The sequence below is a fragment of the Pseudomonas sp. B111 genome, from assembly GCF_026428275.1.
In the GTDB taxonomy this organism is placed as follows: domain Bacteria; phylum Pseudomonadota; class Gammaproteobacteria; order Pseudomonadales; family Pseudomonadaceae; genus Pseudomonas; species Pseudomonas aeruginosa.
The window spans coordinates 181,267-198,223 of the sequence record NZ_CP097857.1 but is presented as its reverse complement, the minus strand read 5'-3'; the positions used below and the strand labels follow the sequence as shown (position 1 = coordinate 198,223).

Genomic DNA, 16,957 nt, shown 5'->3' with positions numbered 1-16,957 from the left:
AGGAACGATCACCGATGGTTTTCCAACACGATATCTACGCCGGCCAGCAGGTACTGGTCACTGGCGGCAGCTCCGGCATCGGCGCGGCCATCGCCATGCAGTTCGCCGAACTCGGCGCCGAAGTCGTCGCCCTCGGCCTGGACGCCGACGGCGTGCACGCACCGCGTCATCCGCGGATTCGCCGGGAAGAACTGGACATCACCGACAGCCAGCGCCTGCAACGGCTGTTCGAAGCGCTGCCGCGCCTGGATGTGCTGGTGAACAACGCCGGCATCAGCCGCGACCGCGAGGAATACGACCTGGCGACCTTCGAACGGGTGCTGCGCCTCAACCTGAGCGCCGCCATGCTCGCCAGCCAACTGGCCCGTCCGCTGCTGGCGCAGCGCGGCGGCAGCATCCTCAACATCGCCTCGATGTACAGCACCTTCGGTTCCGCCGACCGCCCGGCCTACAGCGCCAGCAAGGGCGCCATCGTCCAGCTCACCCGTTCCCTGGCCTGCGAGTATGCCGCCGAGCGCATCCGGGTCAACGCCATCGCCCCCGGCTGGATCGACACGCCGCTGGGCGCCGGGCTCAAGGCCGACGTCGAGGCCTCCCGCCGGATCATGCAGCGCACGCCGCTGGCGCGCTGGGGCGAGGCGCCCGAGGTGGCCAGCGCCGCGGCCTTCCTCTGCGGTCCCGGCGCCAGCTTCGTCACCGGCGCCGTGCTGGCGGTGGACGGCGGCTATCTCTGCGCCTGAGCCGCCTTCGCTCCGGATGCACCTGTCCGCTTGGGGCGGACAGCGATTCGCACGACAGAACAACAACAAGACGAGTGCCTTGCCATGAAAACCCTCCGCACCTTGCCGGCGATGCTCTGCGCCGGTTTCCTCGGTCTCTCCGCGCAGGCCGCCGAAGACAGCCGCAGCGGCCCGCTGGCCGGGTTCGGCGAACGACTCCAGCGCCACGGCGTGAAGACCCACGCGCAGTTCTGGAGCCTGTCGCTGAAGAACCTCGACACCGGCCCGCGCCAGCACAGCTTCGGCAACAGCGGCGACCTGTTCCTCGGCGCCGACCTCGACCTCGCCACCCTCGCCGGCCTGGACGGCGCCTCGCTGCACATCGAGGAAACCCTGTTCATCCTCGACCGCGGCACCGGTCAGCCCACCGGGCCGAGCTGGCAGGGCGCGGTGGGCAGCTACTTCGGCGGCGCGCCGCTGCACAACGACATCGGCGCCAACCAGCTGAGCCTGCTCACCTGGCAGCAGCAGTGGCTGGGCGGACGCCTCGACAGCCATCTCGGACGCACCAATGCGCGGCGCTATTTCCTGATCTACAACTGCGAGACCGTGGTCACCTGCAATGACCCGATCATCGACGCCTCCACCGGCATCCTGCCGCCGCCCTACGGCGCCTGGGGCGGCTACCTGAAGTACCGGGCGACCCCGACCCTGTACCTGCACGCCGGGGCCTTCGAGTCCAACCCGGTGGATTACCTGAAGAAGCGCCATGGCCTCGATTTCGGCACCGACGACGCCAGCGGCACCAGCCTGCTGCTGGGGATCGGCGACAAGCGCGAGGAAAGCCTCGATCCCTACCGCTCGCACTATGAACTCAACGCCTACCTGAACACCGCTAACCAGGTCGACCCGCTCACCGGCGCCAGCGACCACGGCAGCGCCGGCGGCTTCTTCAAGTTCCAGCAGCTGTTCTGGCGCGCCGACGGCGGCCGCCTCGATTCGCCGAGGGCGCTGGGGCTGTTCGGCTCGCTGTCGGTCTCGGCCGACGACAAGCAGCCGTTCCGTCATTTCGCCGAGCTGGGCCTGACCTACCATGCGCCCTTCGACCGCACGCGGGACAAGCTCAACCTCAAGGCCAGCTACCTGCGCCTGAACGATCACCAGTTGGAGTTCCAGCGCCAGGCGCGGATCGCCGCTGGCGGCGATGCGAAACTCGGCCAGCGCGACGTGTACGCCCTGGAAACCAATGCGCACATCGCACTGACCCCGCACATCGCGCTGGAGCCGTCGGTGCAGTACATCTTCAACCCGGACAACTACTACAACCCCGGCGCTCGCGAACTGAGTGGAGACGGTTTCGTCGTCGGCCTGCAACTGATGGTCGACATGGGCTCGCTGCTGGGGCTTTAGCGCGCCACCTGGCAGCCTCGGTCAACCCCGCCGGCAGGCTGGTACAAGCGGCCGGGCGCGCTTCCCCGTCCAATGGAGTAGCGTCGCGCCCATAGGCGCGGGGCGAAAAAGAACGCCGGGCGAGGCCCGGCAGCACACCCAGAAAGGTGCCGACATGACTTCCACTGCCCGCCGCTCGTTCGACTACATCGTGGTCGGCGCCGGCTCCGCCGGTTGCGTCCTGGCCAACCGTCTTTCCGCCGATCCCGCCGTCTCGGTCTGCCTGGTCGAGGCCGGCCCCAGCGACCGCACGCCGCTCCCCGCCGCCTACATCCGCACGCCGGCCGGGATCATCCGCCTGATCGCCAACCCGAAGTGGAACTGGATGCATCGCTTCGCCGCCCAGCCCGGCACCGCCAACCAGCCGATCGCCTGCCCGCGCGGCAAGGTCTGGGGCGGCTCCAGCGCGATCAACGGGATGATCTACATCCGCGGCGACCGCCACGACTACGACCGCTGGGCATCCCTCGGCAACCGTGGCTGGAGCTACGACGAGCTGCTCCCCTACTTTCGCCGCTCGGAACATTTCGAGCCGGGCGAATCGCCCTGGCACGGCCGCGGCGGCGAGTTGAACGTCGCCGCGCAGCGCAGCCCGGGGCCGATCAACCAGGTGTTCTTCCAGGCCGCCGAGGAAATGGGCTGGCCGTACAACGCCGACTTCAACGGCGAGCGCCAGGAAGGCATCGGCCCGTTCCACGTCACCCAGGTCAACGGCGAACGCTGTAGCGCGGCGCGCGCCTTCCTGCACCCGGCCCTGGCGCGGCCCAACCTCACCGTGCTCAGCTCGGCGCTGACCCTGCGCGTGCTGCTGGAAGGTACCCGCGCCACCGGCGTGGAGATCAGCCAGGCTGGCGAGGTCGTGCAATTGCAGGCACGCCGCGAAGTGATCCTCAGCGCCGGCTCGATCAACTCGCCGCAGCTCCTGTTGCTCTCCGGCATCGGCCCGGCGGCGGAACTGGCGCGCCACGGCATCGTCCAGCGCCATGAGTTGCCTGGGGTCGGCGAGAACCTGCAGGACCACCAGGACATCGTGCTGATGTACCGCACCGAGGCTAAGCTCGGCTACGGCCTGGGTTTCTCGCCGAAGGGCTGGCTGCCGCTGCTGCGCTCGCCCTGGCAGTACCTGTTCGGCCGGCGCGGGGCGCTGACCTCGAACACCGTCGAGTCCGGTGGCTTCCTCCGCCTCGACCCGCAGGCAGAGACCCCGGAGCTGGGTCTGATCGTCGCCCCCGCGCTGAAGAACCAGCCGCAGCGCCTGGTCCCCTTCGGCCACGGGGTCAGCCTGCACGTCGCGGTGATGCACCCGCAGAGCCGCGGGCGGGTCCGCCTGAACTCGCCGGACCCGCACGACCGGCCGCTGATCGAAGCCAACTTCCTCAGCCACCCTGCCGACCTCGATACCCTGGTCCAGGGTTTCCAACTGGTCCGCAAACTGGCCGCCAGCCGCAGCTTCGCCCGTCACCTCAAGGGCGAGCTGGTACCGGGCCCGCAGGTTTCCAGCCGCGGCCAGATCGAGGCCTGGATCCGCGCCAACCTGGGCACCGTGTTCCATCCGGTGGGCACCTGCAAGATGGGCCACGACCAGCTCGCGGTGGTCGACGACCAGTTGCGCGTGCACGGCCTGCAAGGCCTGCGGGTGGCCGATGCGTCGATCATGCCGACGCTGATCACCGGCAATACCAACGCCCCGGCGATCATGATCGGCGAGAAGGCCGCCGACCTGATCCTCGGCAAGCCGGCGCCCCATGCGCCGACGGAACAGCGGCGGGATGCGCCGGAGCTGGTAGAGGCCTGAGCCTCCGGCACTCTGCTCAGAACTGCACGCCCCGGGTCAACCCGCCGTCCACCAGCAGGTTGGTTCCGGTGGTGAAGCTGGCCGCCGGGCTGGCCAGGAACAGCACCGCCCGCGCCACCTCGTCGGGTCGCGCCATGCGCCCCATGGGATTGGCGGCGAGACAACGGGCGAAGGTTTCCGGGCTATCCCGTTCGATCGCGCCCCATACGCCATCTTCGAAATAGACGTTGCCCGGCGACACCGTATTGACCCGAATGCCGTCCTCCGCATGGCGGCTGGCAAGCGTCTTCCCGTAGTGGACCAGGGCCGCCTTGAGCACGCCATAGGGCTCGGCGAACATGTCCACCTCGCGGCCGGAAACACTGGAGATCAGCACCACCGAGGCAGCCTCGGAGCGTTTCAACCACGGCAGGGCGGCAGCGACCATGCCCACGCTGCCCAGCAGGTCGGTCTCGAAAGCGCGCCGCCAGGTGTCCAGGTCTCCGCCACCGGCCAGCGCGCTGACGTTGGGCACAACGATGTCGATGCCGCCCAAGTGCAGCGCCGAGCGCGTTACCCAACCGCGCACCTGCTGCGGGTCGGTGATGTCCACAGACATGCCAAAGGCACGCTCGCCGAAGCAATCCGCTGCTTCGGCCACGCCCGCCTCACCACGGGCGCAGAAGGCCACCTCGGCCCCTTCGGCGAGAAAATGTTCGACGATGGCGCGGCCGATACCGCGCGAACCGCCACTAACCAGCACCCTGCGCTGTGCGAGTTGCAGATCCATGTAATCTCTCCATGAGCGGACGCGATAGGCCCGCAAGCCGGGAAGGAACGCCGGGATCCGATCACCGGACGTAAGGACGGGCGAACGGTAGCGAACGACAAGGTATTCTGGAAATCGAAAAATATTCAGCCAACGATTCGCAAAGCGAGAATACCCAGGTGCAATTGTCTCAGCTCCGCGCCTTCTGCGCCGTGGCCCACACCGGCTCGATCAACGCCGCGGCGAAGGCGCTGAACCGTGTCCCGTCGAGTCTCTCCGTACGCATCCGCCAGCTTGAGGAAGACCTCGGCTGCCAGCTGTTCCTGCGCGAGCACCAGCGTCTGCGCCTGTCGCCGGACGGTCGGCGTCTGCTGGAGCATGCCCGGCGAATCCTCGATCTCAGCGACAGTACCCGGGCCATGATGCGCAACGAAGAGAGCGGCGGCCGCCTGGTGGTAGGTGCCCTCGACGTGGTTCTGGTCGCCTTCATGCCATGCCTGATCGGGCGGTTCCGCCAACGCCACCGCGCGATCGAACTGGACATCCGCAGCGAAGCCTCGGAAGCCTTGGTGCAGCAGGTCTCGGATGGAGTGCTAGACCTGGCCCTGAGCGATGGTCCCGTGCGCTCTCAGACCCTGGAAAGTAGCCTGGCCTTCGTCGACGAAATGGTGCTGGTTACCGAGCTGGATCATCCACCGATCACCAGTCCGCGCGACCTGCGTTGCGCCGAACTGTATGGGTTCCGTCACGACTGCTCGTTCCGCTTCCGCATGGATCGCTGGCTGGAGGAAGCCGACTGCCTGCAACAACTGCCAGTGCTGGAAATCGAGTCCTACCACACCATGCTCGCCTGCGTCAGCGCAGGCATGGGTGCCGCCTGGGTGCTGCGCTCCGTGCTTGCGACGCTACCTGGCAACCACCAGGTCCGCGCGCATCCGTTGCGCGACTATGGCACCACCGAGATCCATTTCATCTGGCACAGCGGCCATCTCACGCCCAACGCGCAACGCTTGATGGCTGTACACCAGGACGCGCTCGTCGAGCGCCGCGACTGAGATTTGGCCCGTGCTATCGCCGCCGTAGGTTTCCACCGCCGTCTCCGCCAGCGCGAGGACCTGGCTGGCGCCGGTTTGGATAGGGCCACTTCGCCAGGGCGATGTATCGGGGCTGTACCGTCGGCGGAGGGATTTGTATGCCGGGAGTACGCGGATACAGAACGATACGCAGCCAAGCGAAGGTCACGCCGACGAACTGACGGGCATCTCTCACTCCCGCCGGCCCATCTCGGCTACCGTTAGGAGACAGCCACCTGGCCCAGTCTCGAGGTCGAGCCCATCGTGCTGAAACGCATTCCGGTAACCCAGCTTCGCCTCGGTATGTTCGTCCAGAGCCTTTGCGGCTCGTGGCTGGACCACCCGTTCTGGAAAAGAGGCGGCTTCCTGCTCGACAACCAGTCCGACCTGCAGCGCCTGCGCGAAAGCGCCGTGAAGGAGGTCTGGATCGACGCCGGCAAGGGCCTCGACCTCCCGGAGGAAGCGGCGGTCTCGGCCGCTGCGGTCCTGCCGGTCACCATGCCGGCCGACCCTTCGCCGGCGCGGGTCGCCCTGGAGGAGGAAATCCGCCACGCCGCCCTGCTCTGCGGCCGCGCCAAGGCCGCCGTGGTCAGCATGTTCCACGACGCGCGCATGGGCCAGGCCATCGACACCGCGCATGCATCGGACCTGGTGGACGAAATCTCCGCCTCGGTGCTGCGCCATCCCAACGCGCTGGTCAGCCTGGTACGGCTGAAGACCTCGGATGAATACACCTACATGCATTCGGTGGCGGTCTGCGCGCTGATGATCGCCCTCGCCCGCCAGCTCGAACTGTCCGACCCGCTGGTGCACGAGGCGGGGTTGGCGGGACTGCTGCACGACATCGGCAAGATGGCGGTACCCGATCCGATCCTGAACAAGCCCGGCAAGCTCACCGAGCAGGAATTCGGCCTGGTCCGCCGGCATCCGCAGAACGGCGCGCGGATGCTGCTCGATTGCCGCCAGGTCAGCGCCCTGGTGGTGGATGTCTGCCTGCACCATCACGAGCGCATCGACGGCACCGGCTACCCCTTCGGCCTGGCGCAGGAGCAGATCAGCCTGCTGGCGCGGATGGGCACGGTGTGCGACGTCTACGACGCGATCACCTCCGACCGTCCCTACAAGAAGGGCTGGAACGCCGCCGAGGCGATCCGGCGCATGGCCGAATGGAACGGGCACTTCGACCCGCAGGTGTTCCGCGCCTTCGTCAAGGCAGTGGGCATCTACCCGGTCGGCGCGCTGGTCAGGCTGGAAAGCGGGCGCCTCGGCGTGGTCCTCGAGCAACACGGCCGCTCGCTGCTGACGCCACGGGTCAAGGTATTCTTCTCGGCCCGCTCGAAAGTGCCGATCCCGCAGCAGGTGATAGACCTGGGTAGGGCCGGACAGACCGACCGAATCGTCGGCTTCGAGCCGGCGGAGGCCTGGAACTTCCGCAATCTCGACGAGATGTGGACGGGACTGCCGAGCAACGGCGGATCGTATTTCGACGCGGGAACCGGAAAGCCGTAGACGCCTTCCGCCGACGAGCCGAGCACCGCTCCCGTAGGGCGCATAACGCGAAGCGTTATCCGCCGTTTCGCCGCAACCGGCACCTGCTCCAGGTTGCTTTAAGCGCACCATCGTCGATACTGCTGGCAATCCACCGACAGTTTTCAAGAGGCCATATGAGTCCGCTCCTGGAGACAATCGAAGAGCGCAGCAGAAATGGCTGTGCTCCATCCAAAGCGCTGCTTGCCCTGTGGTCCGCAGGCGCCGACCTGAGGGTTTCCCCGAGGAAGGCTGGCCGCCTATGCGAACTTGCCGTCGTTGCCGCAGCAGGGAAAGCAGGCATGCTCGAGAGCGAGATCGTTGCGGCACGCCGGGCCTATGCCGCCAGCCTGGGAGTGACGCTTAGCGGAGCGATCAGCAACACCGACGAGCCGGTCCATATCCACCACGCCGTCAGCAATTCCAATCACAACCCCAACGCCTCAAACCGTATCAACCTTGGGAGAGCCCGAGCGTATAAAGAAAGGCGCGAGGAAGGTGATTACTTCTTCATCGACACTTGAATCGCCTGCATAACCGTTATCTCCCCCGCGCCTCAACGGCAGCCCTCTCCAGCAACCACTCCCTGAACGCCAGCATCGCGCTGGTCTCCCCCCGCGACTGCAAGCGCGTCAGCCAGTAGCTGCCGGTACTCACTTCGGTGGCGAACGGACGCCGGATGCTCTCGCTGGCCAGTTGCCGGGCGAACATCGCCGCCGGCGCCAGGGCCACGCCGACACCCTGGCGGGCCGCCTCGAGCATGGCCAGCGAGGTGTCGAAGACGATGCTCCGGGTCAGCGGCGCGTGCGCCGGCAGTCCGGCCGCCTGGAACCACAGCGGCCACTCGTCGGCGCGGTAGGAGCGCAGCAGGGTGTGCTGCAGCAGGTCGGCGGGACTGTGCAACTGGGCGGCGACCTCCGGGCAGCAGAGCACCGTCAGCGGCGCCTCGAACAACGCCAGCGCCTCGGTGCCGTGCCAGGCGCCGCCGCCGAAGCGGATCGCGTAGTCGAGCCCCTCGGCGGCGATGTCGACGCGGTTGTTGTGGGTGGACAGGCGCAGGTCGATGAAGGGATGGCGCGCCTGGAAGTCCGCCAGCCGCGGCAGCAGCCAACCGACCGTGAAGGTTCCGACCGCGCCGACGGTGAGCACGTCCCGGTAGTGGCCACCCTCGAAGCGTTCCAGCAGGCCGGCGATGCGGTCGAAGGAGTCACACAGCACCGGCAGCAGGCTCTCGCCCTCGTGGGTCAGCATCAGGCCGCGCGGCAGACGCTTGAACAGGGCCACGCCGAGACGCTCCTCGAGGCTCTTCACCTGGTGGCTGACCGCCGCCTGGGTCACGCACAGCTCGATGGCCGCGCGGGTGAAGCTCAGGTGCCGGGCCGAAGCTTCGAAGGCGCGCAGGGCGTTCAGCGGCAAATGGGGTCGAACCAATCTCTGCTCCAAATTTTTCTAATGGCTGCCGCGAGTATTCGTCGTTTGCCGCAAATCCTGCGCAAGCCTAGATTTTCCCCGCCCGCCGATCAAGGAGCGCTCCCGGGGCGGTTTCTCATGCAGCCAACGACAAAGGACGCCAATCCTCATGCGCGATACCAGATTCCCCTGCCTGTGCGGCATCGCCGCTTCCACACTGCTGTTCGCCACCACCCCGGCCATTGCCGATGAGGCCCCGGCGGATCGCCTGAAGGCACTGGTCGACGCCGCCGTACAACCGGTGATGAAGGCCAATGACATTCCGGGCCTGGCCGTAGCCATCAGCCTGAAAGGAGAACCGCATTACTTCAGCTATGGGCTGGCCTCGAAAGAGGACGGCCGCCGGGTGACGCCGGAGACCCTGTTCGAGATCGGCTCGGTGAGCAAGACCTTCACCGCCACCCTCGCCGGCTATGCCCTGGCCCAGGACAAGATGCGCCTCGACGACCGCGCCAGCCAGCACTGGCCGGCGCTGCAGGGCAGCCGCTTCGACGGCATCAGCCTGCTCGACCTCGCGACCTATACCGCCGGCGGCTTGCCGCTGCAGTTCCCCGACTCGGTGCAGAAGGACCAGGCACAGATCCGCGACTACTACCGCCAGTGGCAGCCGACCTACGCGCCGGGCAGTCAGCGCCTCTATTCCAACCCGAGCATCGGCCTGTTCGGCTATCTCGCCGCGCGCAGCCTGGGCCAGCCGTTCGAACGGCTTATGGAGCAGCAATTGTTCCCGGCACTGGGCCTCGAACAGACCCACCTCGACGTGCCCGAGGCGGCGCTGGCGCAGTACGCCCAGGGCTACGGCAAGGACGACCGCCCGCTACGGGTCGGTCCCGGCCCGCTGGATGCCGAAGGCTACGGGGTGAAGACCAGCGCCGCCGACCTGCTGCGCTTCGTCGATGCCAACCTGCATCCGGAGCGCCTGGACAGGCCCTGGGCGCAGGCGCTCGATGCCACCCATCGCGGTTACTACAAGGTCGGCGACATGACCCAGGGCCTGGGCTGGGAAGCCTACGACTGGCCGATCACCCTGAAGCGCCTGCAGGCCGGCAACTCGACGCCGATGGCGCTGCAACCACACAGGATCGCCAGGCTGCCCGCGCCACAGGCGCTGGAGGGCCAGCGCCTGCTGAACAAGACCGGCTCCACCAACGGCTTCGGCGCCTACGTGGCGTTCGTCCCGGGCCGCGACCTGGGCCTGGTGATCCTGGCCAACCGCAACTATCCCAATGCCGAGCGGGTGAAGATCGCCTACGCCATCCTCAGCGGCCTGGAGCAGCAGGCCAAGGTGCCGCTGAAGCGCTGAGGCGCGCTCGCGAGGGCGACGGAGCGTAGCGGCGCGGGACGCCGGTCCTGGCTATGATGGTGCCATGAGCGCTTCCCCGCCCCTCCGCCAGCCCTGCCCGCCCGGCGCCTGCGTCTGCGAACGCGAGCGCCTGGAGGCGCCCGGCGCGGACCGTCGCATCCTCCTCCTGACCCGCCAGGAAGAGCAGCGCCTGGCCGCTCGCCTGGAAGCCCTGCGCAGCCTGGAAGACCTGGAACACCTGCTGCGGCGCATGGAGGAACAACTGGGCATCCGCCTGCGGATCGCCCCGGCCTTCGGCGAGGTGCGCAGCATGCGCGGCATCCGCATGCGCTTCGAGGAGCAGCCGGGGCTCTGCCGCAAGACCCGCCAGGCGATTCCCGCCGCCATCCGCCGCGGCCTGGAGAAGCGCCCGGAAGTCGCCTACGCCCTGCTCAACGCCCACGACCTGCTGCGCGACGCCTGAAGGCACTGAACGACAGGAAGAGGATGTCGCTCAAGACCTGGGCGGGCCTCAGGAGTATCGGCGGATAACGCCCATGGCGCTATTCGCCCTACAGGCCGCAGCGGATGCAGGCGAGCCCCGGGTCCGCCTGAATTCTTGGCGGGACAGGCCACCGCGCCGGGGTTCAGCTCGCCGACTCCGCCTGCACGTCGCCGAACATCGCCTGCAGGCGGAGCAGGCAGGCATCGCACAGGGTGCGCAGTTCGTCGAGGCGGATGCCGGCGAGGATTTCCATGCCACGCAGCGGATCGGCGCGGCGCAGGGCCTGCTCCAGCTCGCTGGCACGGCCGGCCAGGGCGCTGGCGCCAACGGTGGACGCGCTGCCCTTGATGGTATGCAGGGTCGCGGCGCTGCCCTGAACATCGCCCTCGCCGAGCTGGCGTTCGAGCTGGGCGAAGAGGTCCTGCATATCCGGAACGAAGCGCCGCAACACCTGGACGATCAGCTCCAGGCTGCCGCCGAAACGCCCGACGATATCGCCCCGCGCCTCGACCAGTTCGCCCGCGTCCGCTGTCGTTGCCGGCGCGCCCCTGTCGCCGCTCCTGCCGAGATGACCGAGCAGACAAAGCACCAGGCGCTCCTTGTCGATCGGCTTCGCCACATGGTCGTTCATGCCCGCCGCCAGGCAGGCTTCGCGGTCGGCCAGCGAGGCGTTGGCGGTCATGGCCAGGATCGGCAGCCCGGCGAAGCGCCCGTCGGCGCGGATTCGCCGGGTCGCCTCGAGACCATCGATATCCGGCATCTGCATGTCCATCAGCACCGCGTCGAACGGCACGCTCGCCTCCAGCACCTGCTGAACGCCCGCCAGCCCACCGTCGGCGAGGGCCACCCGGGCGCCCTCGCTGCTCAACAGCTCGGCGGCGACCTGGCGGTTCAGCGCGTTGTCCTCCACTACCAGCAGACGCACGCCCCGCAAGCGCTGGGTGCGCTCCACCGGGCGCGGCGGCGGGTTGGCCGGGGCGCCCTGTTCACCGTGCAGGGCATGCAGCACCGAGTCGGCCAGTTGCTTGGGCGTGACCGGCTTGGTGAGAAAATCGACGAAGGGCGGCGCGCTGTGGTCGCGCGCATCGGCCAGCACCTCGCGGCCATAGGCGGTGATCATGATCACCATGGGCGGCGGCAGGTCGCCCTGCAACTGGCGGATCAGTTGCGCCGCGCTGAGGCCGTCGAGATCGGGCATGCGCCAATCCATCAGCACCACGTCGTAGCGACGGCCTTCGGCCATCGCCGCCTGGACCCGTGCCACCGCCTCGCTGCCGCTGCCGACGCAGTCGGCGCGCCAGCCGAGGGCGCCGACCGTGCGTTCGAGCAGCTCGCCGGCCACCAGGTTGTCGTCCGCCACCAGCAGCCGCAGCGGTTCGCCGGCCCCGGGGCAGGCCGCACGCAGCGGTTGGTCGTGGGCGACGTCGAGGTCCAGGTCGAACCAGAACCGGCTACCGCTGCCCGGCGCGCTCTCGACCCGCAACTCGCCGCCCATCAGGTCGACCAGGCGCTTGCAGATGAACAGGCCGAGGCCGGTGCCGCCGAAGCGTCGCGAGGTGGACGCCTCGGCCTGGGTGAAACCTTCGAAGATGCGCTGCTGCTGTTCCGCGCTGATGCCGATGCCGGTGTCCGCCACCAGCACCCGCAGGCGCACCAGGTGGGCGTCGTGCGCCAGACGCCGCAAGCTCACCAGGACGTGCCCGCGGGCGGTGAACTTCAGTGCGTTGCCGGCCAGGTTGATGAGGATCTGCTGCAGGCGCAGGCGGTCGCCGACCACCGCGCTGGGCAGCTCGGGATCGATGTCGAAGATCACCTCGACGTCCTTGTCGCCCTGGTTGCCGGAGAGCACCACGGCCAGGTCCTGCATCAGCGGCTCCAGCTCGAAGGGGAGCATTTCCAGGACCAGCTTGCCGGCCTCGATCTTCGAGTAGTCGAGGATGTCGTTGAGCAGGCCGAGTAACGAGGTGGCCGCCGAGCTGGCCTTGTCCAGGTAGTCGCGCTGGCGTTCGTTGAGATCGGTCTGCCGGGCCAGTTGCAGCATGCCCAGCACGGCATTCATCGGCGTGCGGATCTCGTGGCTCATGTTCGCCAGGAACGACGACTTCGCCGCGCTGGCGGCGTCCGCCTGCTCCTTGGCCTCGCGCAGGCGCGCCTGCAGTTGCTGGTCGCTGGTGATATCGATATTGATCCCGGTGACCTGCAGCGGGTTGCCGTCGGCGTCGCGCTCGACCTGCGCGCCGGCCTGGATGAAGCGGATGCCGCCGTCGGGCAGCACCACGCGGAAGATCACATCGTAGTTGCCGCGCCCCTCCACCGCCGCGCGCAGGCTGGCCTCGGTGCGCTCGAGGTCTTCCGGATGCAGGCGGCTGCGCCAATGCTCGTAGACCAGGCCGCCGTCGCGCAACGCCAGCGGCTGGCCATACAGCTCGCACATGCGCTCGTTCCACTGCAGGCTGTCGTCGGCCAGGTTCCAGCGCCAGATGCCCAGGCGCGCCACGTCGGCGGCCATTTGCAACTGGTCGCGCGCCGCGGCCATCTCGCGCTCGGCGTTGCGCCATTCGGTGACATCGACGGCGATGCCCAGGTAGCCGTTGATCGCCCCAGCCTCGTCGCGCAGGACGGTAACCGAAAGCGTCACGCTGAGCGGCGAGCCGTCCTTGCGCAGATAGGTCCATTCGCGGGTCTCGGCGCCCTCCTGCTCGGCCCGCGCCACCAGCACGCGGAAACCCTCCTCGCCCAGCTCCTGGCCGCGGGCGAGCAACTCCCGCTCGCTGTGCAGCAGGGTCGGCGAGGCCTTGCCGACCACCTCGTCGGCGCGGTAGCCGAGCATCCGCTCGGCACCGAGATTGAAGCCGCTGATGATGCCGTCGCGGTCGAGGGTGATGATCGACACCTCGGACGCCGCCTGCAGCACGCTGCCGAGCAGTACGTTCAACCGACGCAGTTCGGCGGTACGCTCGGCGATCTGGTGCTCCAGGCCGGTATTGAGTTCGCGGATGCGGGCCTCGGCGGCCTTCTTCGCGGAGATGTCGCGTACCGTCTTCGAGGCGCCGACCACGCCGCCGTCCGGACCGAGGATCGGCGAGACGGTCACCGCCACGTCGAGCAGGTGGCCGTCCTGGTGCCGGCGCACGGTATCGAAGCTGACCACCTGTTCTTTACGGGCGATGCGGGCGAGGATGTCGAGTTCCTCGTTCTCCTTGGATGGCGGCACCAGCAGGTCCACCACCCGCCGCCCGACCGCCTGCTCCTCGCGGTAGCCGAACAACGCCTCGGCCCCGCGATTCCAGTCGCTGATGACGCCGTCGAGGCCGACGCCGATGATGCCGTCCGCCGAATTGCCGACGATCGCCGCCAGCCGCGCCTGGGTCGCCGCCTCCCGATGCCGGCGCTGGCGGCCGAGGGCGCTGGCGTTGACCAGCGCCGCCAGCAACAGGCTGACCAGGCTGCCGGCCAGGAACAGGATGCGCGGCGAAGGCTGGTGCAGGCGCTGGACGAACAGCGGCAGTGCGCTGAACGCCATCTGCCAGTGCCGACCGTAGATCTCCCGCCGCAGCATGTGGCCGAACAGGCGTTGAGCCGGCGCCGCGGCGCCGTTGACGAAGAAGGGCACGGCAGCGCCGTCGCCGGTGACGTCGCTGAGTTCGAGGTGGATCGCCGCGTTGTCGATGGGCAACCCGGCCAGCACCTCGCCGGTCAGCAGCGGCGCATAGCTCCAGCCGAAGCCTTCGAGTTCGCGCTGGGGCCCCGGCGGTGGAGTGATGCCGCTGCGGTAGATCGGCATCAGGATGAGGAACGATTGCTGGCGCAAGCCGCTGGCCTGGACCAGGGTGATCGGCCCCGTCAGGCGCACCTGCCCGGTCTCCAGGGCGGCGCGGGCGGCCTCCCGGCGATTGGCTTCCGAGGCGATGTCCAGGCCCAGCGCCTGGCCGTTGCGCGCCACCGGCTCGATGTACTGAATGACGTAGCGCTCGCCATCGTGCGGAGTCAGTTGCTGGATGCGGAACTCCGGCTGGCCGTCGGCCCGCGCCTGGCGCAGGAACCCGGCCTCGTCGGCGGCCGCCACCCGGCGGATGAAGCCGAAGCCGCGGGCGCCGGGAAACTCGCGATCGATGTCGCGGGTCAGGCTGTAGCGGCGGAACAGTTCGCGGTCGATGTGCGCCTCGCCCGCCGTCAGCAAGGCACCGCGCACCCCACGCAAGCCATACTGGTAGAGTTCCACGCGGCGGGTCACCGCCTCGGCCAGCAGTTCCGCCTCGCGTTCCAGCGCCATCCGCGCCTGTTGCTCGTTGACCAGCGCCAGCCCCCAGGCGCCCAGCCCGGACAGCAGCAGTCCGAGCGCCAGTGTCGCGCCCGCCCAGCGGCTCAGCCTGAACTTGCTCTGTTGTACGTTCACCCGATATTCCGTCCCTGCGCCGGCCCGGCGCGGGGCAATCCCGCACTCCCTGCGCCTTTTCGTCACAGAAGACTAGATCAAGCGGGCGGATTCCTCCGCCGAATCATCCGACCCCAGGTATGACCGCTCACAACGACGTGCTTTTCAGCGCCTCCGCGTAGCGCAGTGCGGCGAACAGGGCGAGCAGCAGGCCGGCCAGCGCCAGCGCGGCGCCGACGTTGCCGATCGAGGCCAGGCCCATGCGTTCGCTGACCACGCTGCCGAGCAGCGCGCCGGCGCCGATGCCGACGTTGTACAGGCCGGAGAACAGCGCCATGGCCACGTCGGTGGCGTCCGAGGCGAGGCGCAGGACGCGGGACTGCTGGGCCAGGCCGAAGCACATGATCGACATGCCCCAGAGCAGGCTGAGCGCCATCAGCCAGGTCGGCTGCGCGGACAGCGGCAACAGCAGCGCCAGGCTGCTGCCCAAGGCGAGGATCGCGGCCAGCAGGAAGCCTCGCGGGAAAGCCTCGCTGTAGCGGCTGAAGAGGATCGAACCGAAGATCCCGGCGCCGCCGAACAACAGCAGCAGCAGGGTGGTCGCCTCGCCGCTCATCTGCGCCACCTGCTTGGCGAAGGGCTCGATGTAGCTGTAGGCGGTGAACTGGGCGCTGATCACCACCACGGTCAGCACGTACAGGCAAACCAGCGCCGGGCGTCGGAACAGCATCGGCAGGCTGCGCAGGGAACCGGAGTTCTGGCTTGGCAGCAGCGGCAGGGAGCGCGCCAGGTAGAGCAGGGTCAGCACCGAGAGTCCGGCGATGGCCATGAAGGTGGTACGCCAGCCCAGGGCCTCGCCGACCACCCGCCCCAGCGGGATGCCCAGGACCATCGCCAGGGTGGTGCCGGTGGCCAGCAGCCCTAGCGCCTTGGCCTGCTGTCCCGGCGGCGCCACGCGCACCGCCAGCGAAGCGGTGATGGCCCAGAACACCGCGTGGGCGAAGGCAATGCCGATCCGGCTGAGCATCAGCACCTGGAAGCTCCAGGCCAGCCCGGACAGCACGTGACTAGCGATGAACAGCAGGAATACCCCGACCAGCAGCTTGCGCCGCTCGATATTGCGGGTCAGCAGCATCATCGGCAACGAGGCCAGCGACACCACCCAGGCATAGATGGTCAACATCAGGCCGACCTGCGAGGTGGGCATCTCGAAGCTGTGGCCGATGTCGCTGAGCAGGCCGACCGGGACAAACTCCGTGGTGTTGAAGATGAAGGCGGCCAGGGCCAGGGCGATCACGCTCAGCCAGCTGCCGCTGCGGGTTTCGGAGGTGCTGTCCATGGGGCGTTCGGTTCCGGAGCAGGGGGCGGACGGGCAGGTCCCGCGACCCTCGCCACGCACGACGGAAAACGCCCCGGACGCAAGGGTCCGGGGCGGCGATGTGCGTTGGATGGTCGTTATAGGTATTGGAGGGAACTGCCGAATCCCGCGATTCTACGCCGGGACGCCGTGCGCTGCACGCCCGCCCGGCGCTCCGGCGACCTTCCCGGAGCGATGGGACGGCTCCGGCAGCATCAGGCAGGCCATCATCTCGCCCCAGGGCGCGAGGCCCTGTTCGACGAAGCCGGCGTCCCGATAAAGCTGGCGAGCCACGTCGTTGTCGACGGCGTAGGCGACCATCAGGCGATCGCTGCGCCGCCTCGTCCGGCGCACGCTGGCGATGATCCGTTGCAGGGCGGCGCGGCCATGCCCCTTGCCCTGGTAGCGGCGGTCGATCATCAGGCGGTAGAGCCAGTAGTGGCCGTCGTCGGCGTCGGGGCCGTAGAGGGCGAAGCCGACCATGCGCCCGCCGTGGTGGATGCCGACCGCGCGGAACCCCGGCAGGAAGCGGCTCTGGGCCAGCGAATAGAGGTTGGAAGCGACGAAGTGCGCCTGGTGGCGGGCGACCTTCAGGTCAATGCAGGTTTCCCAGTCGTCGCGGGTGATGGTTCTGAGTTCGATCATGGATGACAGGCT

General features: G+C 68.4%; 13 protein-coding genes. 8 read left to right on the top strand and 5 right to left on the bottom strand.

Going from position 1 to position 16,957, the window contains the following annotated elements; translation table 11 throughout:
- Window positions 1-14 precede the first annotated feature (14 nt).
- The 3 genes from M6E97_RS00885 to M6E97_RS00875 all read left to right on the top strand — a co-directional run bounded on the left by M6E97_RS00885 (window position 15) and on the right by M6E97_RS00875 (window position 3,963).
- Window positions 15-740, top strand: a complete 726-nt coding sequence (locus M6E97_RS00885; protein WP_023874926.1) for an SDR family NAD(P)-dependent oxidoreductase — start codon at window positions 15-17, stop codon at window positions 738-740.
- Window positions 741-824: 84 nt separating this feature from the next.
- Window positions 825-2,129 carry a carbohydrate porin gene (locus M6E97_RS00880; protein WP_034005656.1) on the top strand — a complete coding sequence of 435 codons (1,305 nt, stop codon included), beginning with the start codon at window positions 825-827 and terminating at the stop codon, window positions 2,127-2,129.
- A 154-nt stretch (window positions 2,130-2,283) separates the two neighbouring features.
- Window positions 2,284-3,963: a GMC family oxidoreductase gene (locus tag M6E97_RS00875; RefSeq protein WP_003110144.1), complete on the top strand. Its 1,680-nt coding sequence runs from the start codon at window positions 2,284-2,286 to the stop codon at window positions 3,961-3,963.
- A gap of 16 nt (window positions 3,964-3,979) precedes the next feature.
- Here the strand turns inward: M6E97_RS00875 and M6E97_RS00870 are convergent, their stop codons facing one another.
- Window positions 3,980-4,732 carry an SDR family NAD(P)-dependent oxidoreductase gene (locus tag M6E97_RS00870; protein WP_003093411.1) on the bottom strand — a complete coding sequence of 251 codons (753 nt, stop codon included), beginning with the start codon at window positions 4,730-4,732 and terminating at the stop codon, window positions 3,980-3,982.
- A 158-nt stretch (window positions 4,733-4,890) separates the two neighbouring features.
- On the opposite strand from M6E97_RS00870, the gene M6E97_RS00865 reads away from it, so the two are divergent.
- From M6E97_RS00865 to M6E97_RS00855, 3 genes are all read left to right on the top strand, one after another.
- Window positions 4,891-5,766, top strand: a complete 876-nt coding sequence (locus M6E97_RS00865) for a LysR family transcriptional regulator (protein ID WP_003093413.1) — start codon at window positions 4,891-4,893, stop codon at window positions 5,764-5,766.
- Between the two features lie 282 nt (window positions 5,767-6,048).
- Window positions 6,049-7,293, top strand: a complete 1,245-nt coding sequence (locus tag M6E97_RS00860) for a cyclic di-GMP phosphodiesterase (RefSeq protein WP_003137575.1) — start codon at window positions 6,049-6,051, stop codon at window positions 7,291-7,293.
- Window positions 7,294-7,613: 320 nt separating this feature from the next.
- Window positions 7,614-7,835, top strand: coding sequence for a hypothetical protein (locus M6E97_RS00855; RefSeq protein ID WP_021265286.1), 222 nt, complete (start codon window positions 7,614-7,616; stop codon window positions 7,833-7,835).
- A 16-nt stretch (window positions 7,836-7,851) separates the two neighbouring features.
- Here M6E97_RS00855 and ampR read toward each other — a convergent pair whose 3' ends face one another.
- Complete coding sequence (ampR, locus tag M6E97_RS00850) at window positions 7,852-8,742, bottom strand: LysR family transcriptional regulator AmpR (RefSeq protein ID WP_003137572.1); 891 nt, start codon at window positions 8,740-8,742, stop codon at window positions 7,852-7,854.
- Between the two features lie 148 nt (window positions 8,743-8,890).
- Between ampR and M6E97_RS00845 the strand changes: the two genes are divergently transcribed.
- Window positions 8,891-10,084 (top strand): class C beta-lactamase PDC-59, encoded by a 1,194-nt coding sequence (locus M6E97_RS00845; protein ID WP_034005655.1) that lies wholly within the window; start codon window positions 8,891-8,893, stop codon window positions 10,082-10,084.
- Between the two features lie 64 nt (window positions 10,085-10,148).
- Window positions 10,149-10,547, top strand: a complete 399-nt coding sequence (locus M6E97_RS00840; RefSeq protein ID WP_003093424.1) for a hypothetical protein — start codon at window positions 10,149-10,151, stop codon at window positions 10,545-10,547.
- 163 nt (window positions 10,548-10,710) lie between these two features.
- Here M6E97_RS00840 and M6E97_RS00835 read toward each other — a convergent pair whose 3' ends face one another.
- From M6E97_RS00835 to M6E97_RS00825, 3 genes are all read right to left on the bottom strand, one after another.
- Window positions 10,711-14,964 (bottom strand): CHASE domain-containing protein, encoded by a 4,254-nt coding sequence (locus M6E97_RS00835; RefSeq protein WP_034005653.1) that lies wholly within the window; start codon window positions 14,962-14,964, stop codon window positions 10,711-10,713.
- A gap of 127 nt (window positions 14,965-15,091) precedes the next feature.
- On the bottom strand, window positions 15,092-16,282 hold the full coding sequence (locus M6E97_RS00830; RefSeq protein WP_003093428.1) for a sugar transporter: 1,191 nt from the start codon (window positions 16,280-16,282) through the stop codon (window positions 15,092-15,094).
- Window positions 16,283-16,435: 153 nt separating this feature from the next.
- On the bottom strand, window positions 16,436-16,945 hold the full coding sequence (locus M6E97_RS00825) for a GNAT family N-acetyltransferase (RefSeq protein ID WP_023097210.1): 510 nt from the start codon (window positions 16,943-16,945) through the stop codon (window positions 16,436-16,438).
- Window positions 16,946-16,957 lie beyond the last annotated feature (12 nt).